Source organism: Hydrogenophaga sp., from assembly GCF_019264445.1.
Taxonomy (GTDB): domain Bacteria; phylum Pseudomonadota; class Gammaproteobacteria; order Burkholderiales; family Burkholderiaceae_C; genus Hydrogenophaga.
Genome location: NZ_JAHVAB010000058.1, coordinates 141,082 through 155,722, shown reverse-complemented (window position 1 = coordinate 155,722; position 14,641 = coordinate 141,082). Strand labels below are relative to the sequence as shown.

Below are 14,641 nucleotides of genomic sequence, written 5' to 3'. Positions count from 1 at the left end.
TCGGACATGCCTGTCCGCACCCTCAACGCCACCGAGGCGCTTGCCCGTCTCCACGACTTCGACACGCTCATTGATGCGCGCACCGAAGACGAGTACGCCCTCGACCACCTGCCCGGGGCCGTGAACTGGCCCACGCTGAACAACCAGCAGCGCATCGACATCGGCACGATGTACAAGCAGGTCAATCCCTTTGAGGCCAAGAAGCGCGGCGCAGCGCTCTCTGCGCGCAACATCGCGGCCCACATTGAGCGCGAGGTGATCGACAAGCCCAAGGGATGGAAGCCCCTGCTGTACTGCTGGCGCGGGGGCAACCGCAGCGGCGCGCTGGCCACGATCCTGGGTGCCATCGGCTTTCAGGTCACGTTGATCGAGGGTGGCTACAAGAGCTCACGCGCGGCGCTGCTGGAAGCCCTGCCCGCCCTGGCACAGGGCTTGTCGTACCGTGTGGTGTGCGGCCCGACCGGCAGCGGTAAAACACGCCTGCTGCATGCGCTCGCAGCCCAGGGCGCGCAGGTGCTCGATCTGGAAGCCCTGGCCAACCACCGCAGTTCGGTGTTGGGTCATATCCCGGGCGTCGCGCAGCCCAGCCAGAAACGTTTCGACTCCCTCGTGTGGGACGCGCTGCGGCACTTTGACCCGGCGCGGGTGGTGTACGTCGAAAGCGAAAGCAAGAAGGTCGGCAATGTGCGCGTGCCCGAGGCGCTGATCGACGCCATGCGCGCCAGCCCCTGCGTGGACTTGCAGCTGAACGACCACGAGCGCGTGGCGCTGCTGCTGGAAGACTACGACTTCTTTGTCAAAGACCCCGAAGCCTTTTGCGAACGCCTGGGGGCACTGACCGAGCTCCGCGGCAAAGCCGTGGTGGCGAGCTGGACCGACAGGGTGCGTGAAGGCAGAACGCCGGAGGTCGTACTGGAGCTGCTGACCGGGCACTACGACCCGATGTATGCCCAGTCGATTTCGCGCAATTTCACGCAGTTTGCGCAAGCGCAGCCGCTGGTGCTTTCAGACCGTTCGCCGGCCTCGCTGGCGAACGCTGCGCAGGCCTTGCTGGCCCACGAGACGGCGCTGGCACCCGCCACCTGAGGGGATCGCCTCACGGCGTTGAGGTGCCGGGCTGGGCGGCTCAGTCTGCCGCGCTGTCGCCACCGGCGGGTGCGTCGCCACCCGGTACGTCGGGCGAGCCCTCTTCCTGTGCATCGGGTGCATCGCCATCGGTGTGCTGGCGCCCGGCGGCTTTGGCTTTGAGCTTGTCCTCTTTCTTTTTCTTCTTGGCGAGCTCGCGCTGGCGCTTTTCGTATCCGTAATTGGGAGTGGCCAAGGGAGTCTTTCAGGTCGGTGATGAGAGGATGGGATCAGGCATGCAAGGCGCGCAGGGCCTGCGCCAGGTCGGCGCGCAGGTCTTCCACGGACTCCAGGCCGATGGCAAAGCGTACCAGAGCGCCAGCGCCCGACCAGCCATGGGGGCGGATCGACGACAGCTTGTAGGGTGCGCACAGGCTGATCGGGCCCGCCCAGCTCCAGCCGAGTCGGAAAAGGCGAAGGCTGTCACAGAACGCGTCCACACGGGCCTGGGCAATGGACGCATCGAATATCGCACTGAACAGGCAAGCGGCAGCCGTGGCATCGCGTTTCCAGGCGGCATGGCCGGGTGAATCCGGCAGGGCGGGATGCAGCACCTGCGCAACGCCGGGCTGTTGCTGCATCCAGGCGGCCAGTTCACGGGTGCTGGCGTCCTGCGCGTGGTAACGCAGGGCCATGCTCGGCAATCCACGCAGCACCAGCTCGGCGTCGTTGGCACCCACGCCAATGCCCAGGCGCATGCGGGTCAGCAGGATCTGCCGGTGCAGCTCGGGGTCGCGCGTGATCACCGAGCCCATCAACACATCGGCGCCACCGCTGGGGTACTTGGTCAATGCCTGGATGGACACATCCACGCCCAGGTCGAACGGCTGAAACGCGATGCCTGCGCCCCAGGTGTTGTCCAGCGCGGTAACGATGGGACGTCCGCCCGCACGCGCGGCATTGGCCTGGCGGACCTGCGCCACCAGTGCCGGGATATCCGGGTACTCCAGCGTGATCGAGCCTGCGGCTTCGAGCCACACAAGGCGCGTCTGCGGGCCGATCTTGCAGGCGAGATCGGCCGGGTCCATGGGGTCGTAGCTGCGGTGCGTGATGCCCCAGGCGGCCAGCTCGGCCTCGGCAAACACCTTGCCCGGGCCATAGGCGTTGTCGGGCACCAGCATTTCGTCACCGGTGCGCAGCAGCGCCATGTCCACCAGCGTCATGACCGCCAGGCCGCTGGGCGCCAGCATGCAATGCGTGCCGCCTTCGAGCGTGGCCAAGCGTTCTTCGAGTGTGAAGGTGGTGGGCGTGCCGTGCAGCCCGTAGGTGTAGCCGCTCTTGTCTTTCCAGTCGTAGGTGCGCAGCGCCTCGACGTTGGGGAAGAAAACCGTGGACGCCTTGTGCACACCCGGTGCCATGGCCTCAAAGCCCTCAGGGGGCTTGTAGGGGTGGTGGATCAGCCGGGTGGTCAGGTCGTCGTTCATTCAGTTCAGAGCTTCCACTTTTCAAGAAGTTGCGCCGGGCGCATGCTGTCATAGCCTTCGAAGGGCTGATGAATCCAGGGGTTTGTGGGCAGGAATTCCACCGAATAGTCGGGCGTGAACGTGGAGAGCTGCTTGGTCCAGATGACGGCGCTGCGCATCTCGGTGATGGGCTTGTAGTTGTTCTTGAGCAGGTCGATCACGGCCTTGAGCGTGTGCCCGGAATCGGCCAGGTCGTCCACCAGGAGCACCTTGCCAGCGATCTCACCCTTGGGGGTGGTGATGTAGCGAGCGATGTCCAGGTTGCCCTGCTCGGTACCGGCTGCTGCACGGTAGGAGCTCGTGGACATGATCGCCAGGGGCTTGTCAAAAATGCGCGAAAGGATGTCGCCGGGACGCATGCCGCCGCGCGCCAGACACAGGATGGTGTCGAACTCCCATCCCGACTGGTAGACCTTGAGCGCAAGCTTTTCGATCAGGTTGTGGTACTCGTCGTAGGAGACGTAGAGGTGTTTGCCGTCTTCGGTCAGCATGCGGGCTCCGGGTGGGAATGTCGATCAGGATTCTGCACGAAGGGCGGCGCACCGCCCCCGTGGTTTTCACCCATGGAAAGGGTGGTGCAACAAGATGGTGTGGTCGCGGTCGGGGCTGGTGGAGACGATGTGGATCGGCACGCCGGTGGTTTCCGCAATGCGCGTGAGGTAACGCTGCGCATTCACCGGCAGGTCTTCGTAGCGCGTGACGCCCACGGAGGAGTCGCTCCAGCCCGGCAAGGTTTCGTAGATCGGCTTGCAGCGCGCGATGTCTTCGGCGCCCATGGGCAGGATGTCAACGGTCTGACCATCCAGTTCATAGCCCGTGCACAGCAGGAGCTCCTTCAGGCCATCGAGCACATCCAGCTTGGTGATGCAGAGCCCGGAGAGGCCGTTGACCTGCGCCGACCGCTTGAGCAGCGCCGCATCGAACCAGCCACATCGGCGGCTGCGTCCCGTGGTCACACCCTTTTCTGCGCCCACGGTGGCCATGTGCCAGCCGGGCGTGCCTTCCTTTTCCCACTCCAGCTCGGTGGGGAAAGGCCCACCGCCCACGCGCGTGCAATAGGCCTTGGTGATGCCCAGCACATAGTGCAGCAGGCCCGGGCCCACACCGGAGCCCGCGGCCGCATTGCCCGCCACGCAATTGCTGGACGTGACGAACGGGTAGGTGCCGTGATCAATGTCGAGCAGCGTGCCCTGGGCGCCCTCAAACAGCAGATTGCCCGCCTTGTGGCCTTCGTTGAGCTCGCGCGACACGTCGGCAATCATGGGCTTGAGCAGTTCCGCCTGCTGCATGGCTTCGGCATACACGGCGTCGAACTGAATCGCGCCATCCTTCATGTAGGGCGCGATCTTGTCGTCCCAGGCTATGTCGGCAGAGTGCAGCCACGTGGTGAGCAGGTGGTTGTGCAGATCGAGCAGCTCGCGCAGCTTGGCAGCGAAGCGCTCGGGGTACTTCAGGTCTTGCACGCGCAATGCACGGCGTGCGATCTTGTCTTCGTAGGCAGGGCCGATGCCACGGCCGGTGGTACCAATCTTCTCGGTACCCGCCTTGACCTTCGCGGCTTCGCGGGCGATGTCGATCGCGGCATGAAAGGGAAGGATCAGCGGGCAGCCCTCGCTCACGCGCAGGCGCGAACGCACTTCGACTCCCGCCTTCTCCAGGCCTGCGATTTCCTCAAACAGCTTGCCCACAGAAAGCACCACACCATTGCCGATGTAGCACTTCACGCCGGCGCGCATGATGCCACTGGGGATGAGGTGCAAAGCCGTCTTCACACCGTTGATGACCAGCGTGTGGCCGGCGTTGTGGCCACCCTGGAAGCGCACCACCCCGGTGGCGGTTTCGGTCAGCCAGTCCACCAGCTTGCCCTTGCCTTCGTCACCCCACTGGGTGCCCACCACCACCACGTTGCGTCCGGGGGTCACGGCGCTGCTGCTGTTTGTCATTGGCTGATTTCCGTTTGAAGAGGTTGTACTGTCCAGGCGCCGCGGCGTGCCGCATCGGGCACGAGTTCGCGGTCGCAGTGAAATTCGTCGACATGGTGCTCGTGGCCCGGCAAGGCGCACACCACGGTATGGCCCTGTGCACGCAACTCGGCAATGGCCTGCCGCAAGCTGGCGTCCATGCCCCAGGGCGCACGAATCGCAGCGACCAGGGGGCGGGGAGCCACAGCGGCCACGAGTTCCTTCAGGTCCAGACTGAAGCCGACGGCGGGGCGGTTGCGGCCGAACACGGCGCCCACCTCGTCGTAGCGGCCACCGCGCGCGAGTTCGAGCGCCTGCCCCGACCCGCCTTCTGTGCCGAGTGCAAACAAGGCGAAGCGCATGCCGGTGTAGTACGCATAACCACGCAGGTCGGCCAGGTCGATCGACACCGCCATGCCCTGCCCCTGCGCGTGGGAGGCCAGCCAGCGCAGGCCATCTAGCGCGGCATGCAGGGCTGGCGACGGCTGCAGGACGCGTTGCGCCTCGTCAAGCACGGCCGTTCCGCCAAACAGGTTGGGGAGAGCGCACAGATCGTGTCGAACCGCCGCAGGCAAATCGCGGGCGAGCACTTCCAGCTCAGCAACATCCTTGGCGTTGAGCGCGGCGTGGATTCGGGCCTCCTGCGCAGAGCTGAGTGAGACCGGCGCAAGCACCGCATCGATCACTCGCACGTCAGCCATGTCCAGCTGCAAGCCACGCACCCCGGCGCTGCGAAGACAGGCCTGCGCCAGTTCGATCACTTCCAGGTCGGCCTCCTGGCCTGCGTGGCCGTAGATCTCGGCACCAAACTGCAACGGCTCGCGGCTCGCCAGCGGGCGATCAATGCGGGTGTGCACGACGGGTCCGCAGTAGCTCAGACGCGCCACGCCCTGGCGGTTGAGCAAATGGGCATCGATGCGGGCCACCTGGGGTGTGCTGTCGGCACGCAAACCCAGGGTGCGTCCGGAAAGCTGATCCACCAGTTTGAAGGTCTGCAGCCCGAGGGCTTCGCCCGTGCCGGTGAGCAAGGATTCAAGGTGCTCCAGCAGCGGTGGCATCACGAGCTCGTAGCCGTAGCCACGGGCCGTGTCCAGCACCCCCCTGCGAAGTTCTTCGATGTGCCGGGCCTCGGAAGGCAGGACATCGGCTATGTGATCCGGGAGGACCCAGGCAGACATGGATATTTCAGGGGAGCTGTTAAAAACGCGATTTTACCGGTCCCTCGCGCGCGGTCCGCGCAAGCGCGACCCCGCGCCGAAGACGGCGGCCGAAATGGGGAAAGACCCGGTCAGCCCAACGACCACCAGAGCAGCACGCCGCTGCCCAGGCAGATCAAGCCGAAGAAGCGCAACTGACCATCGCGCAAAGTGAGCATGTCGGTGAACACGCGGCGCCAGAGCCTGGGCGCCACGAGCGGCAACACACCTTCGAAGACCATCACCAGCGCCAGCGCCGGCCAGATCACCTCAGACAGCTCCATGGGTCAGCGCCTGCGCATGTCAGCGCGCTGGCGCCACGTTGCTGCTGCGCATTCCCCTGAAGAAGTCGGACGATGGATCGACCACGAGCACGTCAGACTTGCTGGAGAAACTGGATTTGTAAGCGTCCAGGCTGCGATAGAACTGGGCGAACGCAGGGTCCCGGCCGAAGGCATCGGAGAATGCTGCAGCCGCCTTGGCATCACCGGCACCCTTGATGGCCTGGGCATCGCGGTACGCCTCAGAAACAATCACTTCGCGCTGACGGTCGGCATCGGCGCGAATCTTCTCACCCTCGGCAAAACCGGTTGAACGGAGTTCGTTGGCCACCCGCTTGCGCTCGGCCTCCATCCGCTGGTACACCGATGCCGTGATGCTTTCCGCGTAGTCCACGCGCGTGATCCGCACGTCAACGACGTCCATGCCCCATGGCTTGTCAGCCCCACGCACAGCGGCCAGCACTTCGCGCTTGACGTCTTCCATGAGCTGCTCACGGCGCGTGGACAGCAGTTCGTTCACCGTGCGCTTGTTGACTTCCTGCTGGAAGGAGTTGCGCACCACCCGGTTGAGCTGCAGCGCACCGGCGCGCTCATTGATACCGACGTTGCGGATGTACTCCTGCGGCTCGCTGATGCGCCAGCGAACGTACCAGTCGATCACCACGCGCTGCTTCTCAGCGGTGAGCGTGGGCTCGGTGTCCGTGCTCTCCAGCGTCAGCAGACGCTTGTCGATGTAGGACACGTTCTGAAACGGCGGCGGCAGCTTGAAGTTCAAGCCAGGCTCCGTGACGACCTGTTTGATCTGGCCCAGCTGGAAGACCACACCGAACTGGCGCTGGTCCACCACGAACAGCATGGAGCTGGCGATTGCCAGGGCCACGATGAAGGAGGTGATGATGAAACCGAGTTTGTTCATGTTGATTCTCTGATCGCTGCGGAGGCTCAGCGGCTCTCGCGCTCACGTGAGCGCGCCGCGTTGTCCATGCTGCGGCTGGTGGGCGCCGGCGTGGTGGTGGGGCTGGGCACGGGCAAGCTGGCGGCAGGTGTCGATGCAGAAGCGGGCTGACCCGTCATCTGCATGATCTTGTCCAGCGGAAGGTAGAGCAAATTGGAGCCCGACTTCGAATCGACCAGCACCTTGGTCACGTTGCTGTAGATCTCCTGCATCGCATCGGTGTACATGCGCTCGCGCGTCACCTGGGGCGCCTTCTGGTACTCGGCAAGCACCGAGCGGAAACGCTGCGAATCACCCTCTGCCTGCGCCACGATGCGGGCGCGATAACCTTCGGCCTCTTCGGTCAGGCGCGAGGCCGCGCCACGGGCGCGAGGCACCACGTCGTTGGCGTAAGCCTGTGCCTCGTTCTTGGCACGCTCGCGCTCCTGTCCTGCCTTCAGCACGTCATCAAAGGAGGCCTGCACCTGCTCCGGGGGCCGTACGCCGCCCTGCTGCAGGTTGATGCCCACCACCTCGATACCGACCTTGTAGCGATCCAGGATCTGTTGCATCAAGTTGCGCACACGGGGGGCGATCTGGTCCCGCTCTTCTGCCAGCGCGGCATCCATCTTCATCTTGCCGACCACTTCGCGTACCGCCGTTTCGGCCACCTTGACCACCGCAGCATCCGGGTCGCGGCTCTCGAACAGGAAGGCACGCGCATCATTCAGGCGGTACTGCACGGCAAACTTGATTTCGACGATGTTTTCGTCTTGGGTCAGCATGGCCGACTCGCGCAAGCCGGTGGCGGGCACCACGTTGTCACGGCCGACATCCACGGAACGGATTTGCGTGACGAACACCGTCTCGTGCCGCTGCACGGGATACGGCAAGCGCCAGTTGAAACCAGCCCCCACCGAGCTGTGGTACTTGCCGAACTGGGTGATCACGGCCTGCTGACCTTCTTGCACGATGAAGAATCCCGTGCCGAGCCAGATCAGGAGGGCCACACCAGCGATGAGGCCGACGCCAATGCCAGCGGTTTTTGGGCTGGGGTTGAAAGCGGGTCCACCGCCACCCGTTCCGTTGCCGCCACCATGACCGCCACCGCGCCCCTTGTTGCCGAGCAACCCGCCGAGCTTGCGGTTGAAGTCGCGCCAGAGTTCGTCGAGGTCAGGTGGGCCCTGGTTGGGACCCTGCCCACGCGGCGGGCGCGACGCGTTGCGATCTTCGTCACGCCCGGCTTCGGAGCCATCCTTCTGTCCCTCATTGCGGGAGGCGTCGTCGCCCCTGCCCCAACGCGGATCGTTCAGGTTGAACATGCCCCGCAACCCACGCCAGCCGCGGGAAGACGCAGAGCGGGCCGATTGCGAAGCACCGGGAGGAGGGGTTTGCAGATTCACATCCATGGGTAGCCAACTCTTTTGTCGATTCAAAACCATCACATTGTGCCCAATCAAGACAGCGACTCATCGATTTCCGGCAGTGGACCGGGGGGTAAGGGGTGAAGCCCCCCTTTTCGCCCGATCACGTGGTCAGCAAGCAAGGCCCGCAATTCAGGCAAACCTGTGCCTGCTTTGGCGCTGACGAAGATACGAGGAACGGATTGGCCTTCCAGTTCCATGGCATCCACAAGAACGTGGGGAACGTAAGCGGCATCCATGGCGTCGAGCTTGTTGAAGAGCAGTATCTGGGGCACTTGGTCGGCACCAATGTCTTTGAGGACGCCCAGCACCGATGCGATCTGCTCAGGATGCGAGGGGTTGGAAGCGTCCACCACATGCAGCAATAGGTCCGCATCGGCCGCTTCCTGCAGCGTGGCCGCGAACGCGTCCACCAGCCCGTGCGGCAGGTCGCGAATGAATCCGACCGTATCGGACAGCGAGACCGAGCGCCCTGCCTCACCCAGGTAGAGCTGGCGGGTGGTGGTATCCAGCGTGGCAAACAGCTGGTTGGCCGCGTAGGCACGGGCTTTGACCAGGCCATTGAACAGCGAGGATTTGCCAGCGTTCGTGTAGCCCACCAGTGAGATGGAGAAAGTGTCCCGACGCTCTCGCTGGCGGCGCTGGGTGGAGCGCTGCTTTTTCACCTTTTCAAGCCGGTCTTTGGTGCGCTTGATGGCCTCGCCAATCATTCGGCGGTCCAGCTCGATCTGCGTTTCGCCGGGGCCACCCCGCATGCCGATCCCACCACTCTGGCGCTCCAGGTGAGACCAGCGGCGCACCAAGCGCGTCGACAGATATTGCAACCGCGCCAGCTCCACCTGCAGCTTGCCTTCGTGGCTGCGGGCGCGCTGGGCGAATATTTCCAGGATCAACAGGGTGCGGTCGTTGACTGGCAAGCCCAGATGCCGCTCAAGATTGCGCTGTTGAGCGGGGCTTAACGCCTGATCGAAGAGCACCTCGGTGGCGCCCGTCGATTGCGCCAGCATCTTGATTTCATCCGCCTTGCCCGATCCCACAAACAGAGCGGGGTCTGGCGCACGGCGTTTGCAGCTCACCCGGTCGGCCACGCGATAACCGGCAGTTTGCGCGAGCAAACCCAGTTCTTCGAGACCCGCATCAAAGTGCGGGACACCAAAATCCACCCCGACCAAAATGACCGATGGCGTGGAAGGCGACGAGGATGCGGGTGAATTCAAATCGGTGTCACGACAGCGCGAAAAGCGCCGCCGGCCCCGCAAGTCGGGTGCAGGGTGCGGGTGCGATTCGAGAAGGAGATCAGGAGGTCGATGGCTCGTCCGCGCCAACTGCCGAGAATTGCACGGGGCGGCCTGGAACGATGGTGGAGATGGCGTGCTTGTAGACCATTTGCGTCACGGTATTGCGCAGCAACACCACGTACTGGTCAAAAGACTCAATCTGACCCTGCAATTTGATGCCGTTGACCAGATAAATCGACACGGGCACATGCTCGCGGCGAAGCTGGTTCAGGAAAGGGTCTTGCAAGAGCTGGCCTTTGTTATTGCTCACGATATGCTCCGTGTTCAACTGAAGTTAAAGAGGAATGGACCATACCACAGCACCGGCGCCGGACCGATTCCACCCCCCATTTCCTATTCCTTGAAGGGGTTGGCAGACGTCTTGAATTCGATCCGCAGGGGTGTTCCCACCAGGTCAAACGCCTTGCGGAATCGACCCTCCAGAAAGCGCTTGTAGGCGTCTGGCACGTTCTCCAGCGAGTTGCCGTGGATCACGATCACGGGCGGGTTCATGCCGCCTTGGTGCGCGTAACGCATCTTGGGGCGGAACATGCCGCTGCGTGTGGGCGCCTGAAACGCCACCGCCTCCATCAGCAGGCGGGTGAGCACAGGCGTGGACATCTTGCGCATCGCCGAGGCATGCGCCTGGGTGATGGATTTCCAGACCGGGCCCAGGCCCTGGCGCTTCTGGGCGGAAATGAGGTGCAGGGAAGCGAACTTGAGAAACGCGAGCCGGGTTTCCACCTGACGCTCGATCTGCTCGCGCTGGTAGGCGTCCACGGCGTCCCACTTGTTGATGGCCAGAACCACGGCCCGGCCGCTTTCCAGCGCATAGCCGGCGATGTGGGCGTCCTGATCGGTGACGCCCTGTGTGGCGTCCAGCAGCAACAGCACCACATTGGCGTTTTCGATCGCCTGCAGGGTCTTGACCACCGAGAATTTTTCGATGGCCTCGAACACCCTGCCCTTGCGCCGGATGCCGGCCGTGTCGATCAACTCGAATTTCTGGCCTGCACGCTCAAAGGGCACCGAAATCGCGTCGCGGGTGGTCCCGGGCAAGTCAAAGGCCACCAGACGCTCTTCGCCCAGCCAGGCGTTGATCAGCGTGGACTTCCCCACATTGGGGCGCCCGGCCACCGCCAGACGGATCACACCCGTTTCCACCTCCGGCTCTTCTTCGTCCTCAGGCGGCAGCCCAGGGATGCGCTCCAGCGCGGCGTCGAGCATGGAGCGAACGCCCTGCCCGTGCGCGCCCGACACGGGCATCACCTCGCCAAGACCCAGCTCGAAAAACTCAACCAACTGCAGGCCTTGGGTCATGCCCTCGGCCTTGTTGGCCACCAGCAGCGTCGGCTTGCCCAGCCGGCGCAGGTAACCTGCAATTTCATGGTCCTGGGCGCTGATACCGGCGCGGGCATCCACCACAAAGATCACCACATCGGACTCGGCCACGGCCTGGCGCGTCTGCTTGGCCATTTCCTTGTAGATGCCCTCGCTGGCATCGGGCTCGAAGCCTCCCGTGTCGATCACGATGTATTCGCGCCGGCCTTGCTTGCCGCTGCCGTAATGGCGATCCCGGGTGAGGCCGGCAAAGTCGGCCACGATAGCGTCGCGAGAACTCGTCAGGCGGTTGAACAGGGTGGACTTGCCCACATTGGGCCGGCCCACCAGGGCGATGACGGGTTTCACAAAAAAGCTTTCGTTCAGACGATCACGAACGGGATGTTCGCGGTGTGCATTACTGGGGGCGCCAGGCGAAAACGCCGCCATTGCGCGTCTGCACCACCAGCGCGTCGCCGGCCAGCACGGGCGCGGCTTCAATGGCCGAGCCGTCGGTGGTCAGGCGGGTCATTTCGCTTCCATCTTCACGCGAGACGAGGTGCACGAGGCCACGGCTGTCACCGACGGCCACCACGCGGCCCAAGGCCAGCGGAGCACTCAGCCCACGGTATTTCAGGCGATCAATACGCCAGGCAGGTTCGCCTGTGGCACGTTGCCAGGCCACAAATCCGCCGTCGGCTTCGCTGCCGAACACCAGACGATCGTCACCGTGCACGCCAGTGGTGCCCTGCGCACCTTTGGTCCACACGAGCGTGCCGCGGCTGGCATCCACGCAACCCACAGCGGCCGAATAGGCCCGCCCACACACGCTGCTGCCAATACGGCTCACAGGCCCGACGATGTCAACGAGGCGTTCGACCTCGTTGGTCCCGCGGGACGTCGCCACGGGCACCTCCCAGCGCACCGCACCGTTGTCGGGATTCAAACCAACCAGTCGCCCCGAGAGGCCGGCAATCAGGGTGTCGCCAACCGCCAGCAAAGCGCCGGTCTGGCTGAGCACCAGTGGCTCGGCCGGACGGTTCTGGCTCCACAAGCGCGCGCCGGTCTTGCCATCGAAGGCTGTGACGGTGCGGTCGGCCGTGAGCACGAAGACGCGCTGACCGGCCACGAGGGGACTCGTGAAGGAGCGGGCCGGCAGGCGAACGCGCCACAGCTCACGCCCATCGGCCATTGCCACCAACTGGTTGTTGCGCGTGATGACGGCGGCCGTTTGGCCATCCGAGCCGACGCCCGCGGCGATGGGCGTGTCCAGGCTGACGCGCCAGATGTCTTTGCCGTTGGCTGCATCCAGCGCAGCCACCGCGCCGGCATTGTTGGCCACAAAAACGCGCCCGGCTGCAAAAAGCGGGGCCAGCGAGGCGTTGCTGGGGCCCATCTGGGCAGACCACGCCAGCTGCGTGCCCATCAGTGCGGCGACCGGGGGCAACTCCGCCGGCTGAGGCTTCTTTTGACTTGACGAGCAAGCCGAGAGAAAGGCGGCAGCCACCAGCAGGGCAGCCGGCAGCGCGCGACGAGACACCAGCTTGTAAGAACGGGTCATGGAGATGGGCATGGTGTTCAGCGTGCGGTTGAGGACAGGCTGGCGGCGTCCACGCCCAGGGCGGCGAGCTTTACTTCCACCAGCCGACGGTATTCGGTGCGCTCGCCCAGGGCCTTCCAGGCCGCCTGGTATTGCGCGCGCGCTTCGTCGGTCTTGCCCTGCGCCATCAGGACATCACCACGCCGGTCCGCCACCAAAGGCTCGAAGGATTTCGGCACCGATGCGTCCAGCGTCTTGAGGGCTTGATCGAAGGCCTGGGCCTCGACATCCAGCGCGGCCAGACGCAGGCGGGCAACAGCCTTGTAGGACGGATCACCGGATTTCTCGGACGCCCATGTCAGCGCGGCACGGGCCTTGTCGACTTGTCCGGCGTCGAAGAGCGTTTTGCCCGCGAGCAGTGCGGCCTGGCTGGCGAAAGTGGTTCCACCAAATCCGGACTGCAGATCGGCCAGTGCGCGCTCCAGCCGCTCGGTATCGCGGGCCAGCACGGCGCGATCGACCTCGTCGTACAAGGCAGCCGCCTTCACGCCCTGGGTACGCTGCCAGTAATTCCAGCCGTTCCAGGCGGCGAAGGAACCGAAGACGACGATGAGCACCCAGCTGATCCAGTTGCCGTACTGGGCCCAGAAGTGTTTGATCTGGTCGATCTGTTCCTGCTCTTCGAGGTCGAGGTGTTTGGCCATATGCGTTGCTCAGCTGAGAAGTTCGTGCGACGTGCGCGCAACGGGGGATTGTAGGCGGGCGACTCCGGGCAATCTGCCGAGCGCCCTTACATGCGAAGGCAGGCCGATCAAGCGCCGCGCAACCGAGCTGCCCAGTCAGCCACGGCATTCAATGGCAAGAGGCTCTGCGCTTCAGCGACAGCCTCCAGGCGCGGCCCGCGCAGCGCCTTGAGAGCCACAGCGCCCTGCTCCAGTTCCTGCTCGCCGAAGATCAGCGCGAAGCGGGCGCCGCTGGCGTCGGCCTTCTTGAACTGCGACTTCATGCTGCCCATGCCGTCCGCACCGCCGGCATGCATCTGCACGTTGACGCCTTGTTGGCGCAACTGCCGCAGCACGGGCATCACTTGCGGAACGCGCGCTGCGTCCGGCACCACCGCGTAGGCGTCTGGCGCTGGCTGCTCGGGCAGAAGGCCCTGCTCCTTGAGCAGCTCCAGAATGCGTTCCATGCCCAGTGCCCAGCCGACCGCAGGCGCTGCCTTGCCCCCGATCTGCTCGAACAGACCGTCGTACCGCCCGCCCGCGCACACCGTGCCCTGCGAGCCGAGCTGCGTGGTGACGAACTCGAACACCGAGAGGTTGTAGTAGTCCATGCCGCGCACCAACCGGGGGTTGATGCGGTAGGACACACCATGCGCGTCCAGCAGCGAGCGAAGGCGATTGAAATGATCGAGCGACGCAGCACCCAGGTGATCCATCAGTCGCGGCGCAGCGTTGACGAGGTCCTGCATGGCCGGGTTCTTGGTGTCCAGGATGCGCAAGGGATTGCTGTGCAAACGGCGCCTGGCCTCTTCGTCGAGCTGGTCGACGTGAGCCTCAAGGTAGGCGATCAATGCCTGGCGGTGCGCCAGACGCTCCGTGGGTTGTCCCAGGCTGTTGATCTCGAGCTCGATTCCGGTGAGGCCCAGCGCAGCCCAGAGATCGCAGGCCAGCACGATGAGCTCGGCATCGACATCGGGCCCCGCAAAGCCCAGGGCTTCGGCGCCAAACTGGTGGAACTGGCGATAGCGGCCGCGTTGGGGACGCTCGTGGCGGAACATGGGGCCCATGTAGTACAGGCGCTTGCCACCGTCGTACAGCAAGGAGTGCTCCAGCGCGGCGCGCACCACGCCAGCGGTGTTTTCGGGTCTCAGCGTCAGCTGCTCGCCGTTGAGACGGTCCTCGAAGGAGTACATCTCCTTCTCGACGATGTCCGTGACCTCCCCCAGTCCCCGCACGAACAGCGCCGTGGGCTCCACGATGGGCGTGCGCAGGTTGCGGTAGCCGTAGCGGCGCATCAGCGTTCGCAAGATGTCTTCCAGCCACTCCCAGTGCGCGGACGCGGGAGGGGCGATGTCGTTCATGCCTTTGACGGCGCTCAGTTTCTCGGCCATGGTGTCG

15 protein-coding genes are annotated in these 14,641 nt (G+C 64.5%); 1 reads left to right on the top strand and 14 read right to left on the bottom strand.

Annotated features, from left to right (window positions below; translation table 11 throughout):
- The first annotated feature begins 6 nt into the window (after positions 1 to 6).
- Positions 7 to 1,086, top strand: coding sequence for a tRNA 2-selenouridine(34) synthase MnmH (gene mnmH / locus KXJ60_RS11660; protein WP_291127420.1), 1,080 nt, complete (start codon positions 7 to 9; stop codon positions 1,084 to 1,086).
- Positions 1,087 to 1,126: 40 nt separating this feature from the next.
- Here the strand turns inward: mnmH and KXJ60_RS11655 are convergent, their stop codons facing one another.
- The 14 genes from KXJ60_RS11655 to hisS all read right to left on the bottom strand — a co-directional run bounded on the left by KXJ60_RS11655 (position 1,127) and on the right by hisS (position 14,634).
- Complete coding sequence (locus KXJ60_RS11655; RefSeq protein ID WP_291127418.1) at positions 1,127 to 1,321, bottom strand: hypothetical protein; 195 nt, start codon at positions 1,319 to 1,321, stop codon at positions 1,127 to 1,129.
- Between the two features lie 34 nt (positions 1,322 to 1,355).
- Entirely contained in the window at positions 1,356 to 2,549 is a 1,194-nt protein-coding gene (locus tag KXJ60_RS11650) for a PLP-dependent transferase (protein ID WP_291127415.1), read from the bottom strand.
- A gap of 5 nt (positions 2,550 to 2,554) precedes the next feature.
- Positions 2,555 to 3,079, bottom strand: coding sequence for a phosphoribosyltransferase (locus KXJ60_RS11645; protein ID WP_291127412.1), 525 nt, complete (start codon positions 3,077 to 3,079; stop codon positions 2,555 to 2,557).
- A 66-nt stretch (positions 3,080 to 3,145) separates the two neighbouring features.
- Positions 3,146 to 4,531 (bottom strand): adenylosuccinate synthase, encoded by a 1,386-nt coding sequence (locus tag KXJ60_RS11640; RefSeq protein WP_291127409.1) that lies wholly within the window; start codon positions 4,529 to 4,531, stop codon positions 3,146 to 3,148.
- Positions 4,528 to 5,727, bottom strand: a complete 1,200-nt coding sequence (locus tag KXJ60_RS11635; RefSeq protein WP_291127406.1) for an ATP phosphoribosyltransferase regulatory subunit — start codon at positions 5,725 to 5,727, stop codon at positions 4,528 to 4,530. Before KXJ60_RS11635 ends, KXJ60_RS11640 begins: the two co-directional genes overlap by 4 nt.
- Before the next feature lie 110 nt (positions 5,728 to 5,837).
- Positions 5,838 to 6,029, bottom strand: a complete 192-nt coding sequence (locus tag KXJ60_RS11630) for a DUF2065 domain-containing protein (RefSeq protein ID WP_291127403.1) — start codon at positions 6,027 to 6,029, stop codon at positions 5,838 to 5,840.
- 19 nt (positions 6,030 to 6,048) lie between these two features.
- Complete coding sequence (gene hflC, locus KXJ60_RS11625) at positions 6,049 to 6,942, bottom strand: protease modulator HflC (protein WP_291127400.1); 894 nt, start codon at positions 6,940 to 6,942, stop codon at positions 6,049 to 6,051.
- A 26-nt stretch (positions 6,943 to 6,968) separates the two neighbouring features.
- Complete coding sequence (gene hflK / locus KXJ60_RS11620; RefSeq protein WP_291127397.1) at positions 6,969 to 8,282, bottom strand: FtsH protease activity modulator HflK; 1,314 nt, start codon at positions 8,280 to 8,282, stop codon at positions 6,969 to 6,971.
- A gap of 134 nt (positions 8,283 to 8,416) precedes the next feature.
- Positions 8,417 to 9,601, bottom strand: a complete 1,185-nt coding sequence (hflX, locus tag KXJ60_RS11615; protein WP_291127394.1) for a GTPase HflX — start codon at positions 9,599 to 9,601, stop codon at positions 8,417 to 8,419.
- Between the two features lie 79 nt (positions 9,602 to 9,680).
- Positions 9,681 to 9,950, bottom strand: a complete 270-nt coding sequence (gene hfq / locus KXJ60_RS11610) for an RNA chaperone Hfq (protein ID WP_291127392.1) — start codon at positions 9,948 to 9,950, stop codon at positions 9,681 to 9,683.
- A gap of 65 nt (positions 9,951 to 10,015) precedes the next feature.
- On the bottom strand, positions 10,016 to 11,350 hold the full coding sequence (gene der, locus KXJ60_RS11605; protein ID WP_291127389.1) for a ribosome biogenesis GTPase Der: 1,335 nt from the start codon (positions 11,348 to 11,350) through the stop codon (positions 10,016 to 10,018).
- A 49-nt stretch (positions 11,351 to 11,399) separates the two neighbouring features.
- Positions 11,400 to 12,542 carry an outer membrane protein assembly factor BamB gene (gene bamB / locus KXJ60_RS11600; RefSeq protein ID WP_291127385.1) on the bottom strand — a complete coding sequence of 381 codons (1,143 nt, stop codon included), beginning with the start codon at positions 12,540 to 12,542 and terminating at the stop codon, positions 11,400 to 11,402.
- 17 nt (positions 12,543 to 12,559) lie between these two features.
- On the bottom strand, positions 12,560 to 13,225 hold the full coding sequence (locus tag KXJ60_RS11595) for a tetratricopeptide repeat protein (protein ID WP_291127382.1): 666 nt from the start codon (positions 13,223 to 13,225) through the stop codon (positions 12,560 to 12,562).
- 107 nt (positions 13,226 to 13,332) lie between these two features.
- Positions 13,333 to 14,634 carry a histidine--tRNA ligase gene (gene hisS, locus KXJ60_RS11590; RefSeq protein WP_291127379.1) on the bottom strand — a complete coding sequence of 434 codons (1,302 nt, stop codon included), beginning with the start codon at positions 14,632 to 14,634 and terminating at the stop codon, positions 13,333 to 13,335.
- Between the last annotated feature and the right edge of the window lie 7 nt (positions 14,635 to 14,641).

Bases quoted from the DNA above. Each gene is read 5' to 3' on its own strand.
- mnmH (WP_291127420.1), top strand. From the start codon at position 7: ATGCCTGTCCGCACCCTCAACGCCACCGAGGCGCTTGCCCGTCTCCAC.
- KXJ60_RS11595 (WP_291127382.1), bottom strand. From the start codon at position 13,225: ATGGCCAAACACCTCGACCTCGAAGAGCAGGAACAGATCGACCAGATC.
- KXJ60_RS11635 (WP_291127406.1), bottom strand. From the start codon at position 5,727: ATGTCTGCCTGGGTCCTCCCGGATCACATAGCCGATGTCCTGCCTTCC.
- hisS (WP_291127379.1), bottom strand. From the start codon at position 14,634: ATGGCCGAGAAACTGAGCGCCGTCAAAGGCATGAACGACATCGCCCCT.
- hflK (WP_291127397.1), bottom strand. From the start codon at position 8,282: ATGTTCAACCTGAACGATCCGCGTTGGGGCAGGGGCGACGACGCCTCC.
- KXJ60_RS11630 (WP_291127403.1), bottom strand. From the start codon at position 6,029: ATGGAGCTGTCTGAGGTGATCTGGCCGGCGCTGGCGCTGGTGATGGTC.
- KXJ60_RS11640 (WP_291127409.1), bottom strand. From the start codon at position 4,531: ATGACAAACAGCAGCAGCGCCGTGACCCCCGGACGCAACGTGGTGGTG.
- KXJ60_RS11645 (WP_291127412.1), bottom strand. From the start codon at position 3,079: ATGCTGACCGAAGACGGCAAACACCTCTACGTCTCCTACGACGAGTAC.
- bamB (WP_291127385.1), bottom strand. From the start codon at position 12,542: ATGACCCGTTCTTACAAGCTGGTGTCTCGTCGCGCGCTGCCGGCTGCC.
- KXJ60_RS11650 (WP_291127415.1), bottom strand. From the start codon at position 2,549: ATGAACGACGACCTGACCACCCGGCTGATCCACCACCCCTACAAGCCC.
- hflC (WP_291127400.1), bottom strand. From the start codon at position 6,942: ATGAACAAACTCGGTTTCATCATCACCTCCTTCATCGTGGCCCTGGCA.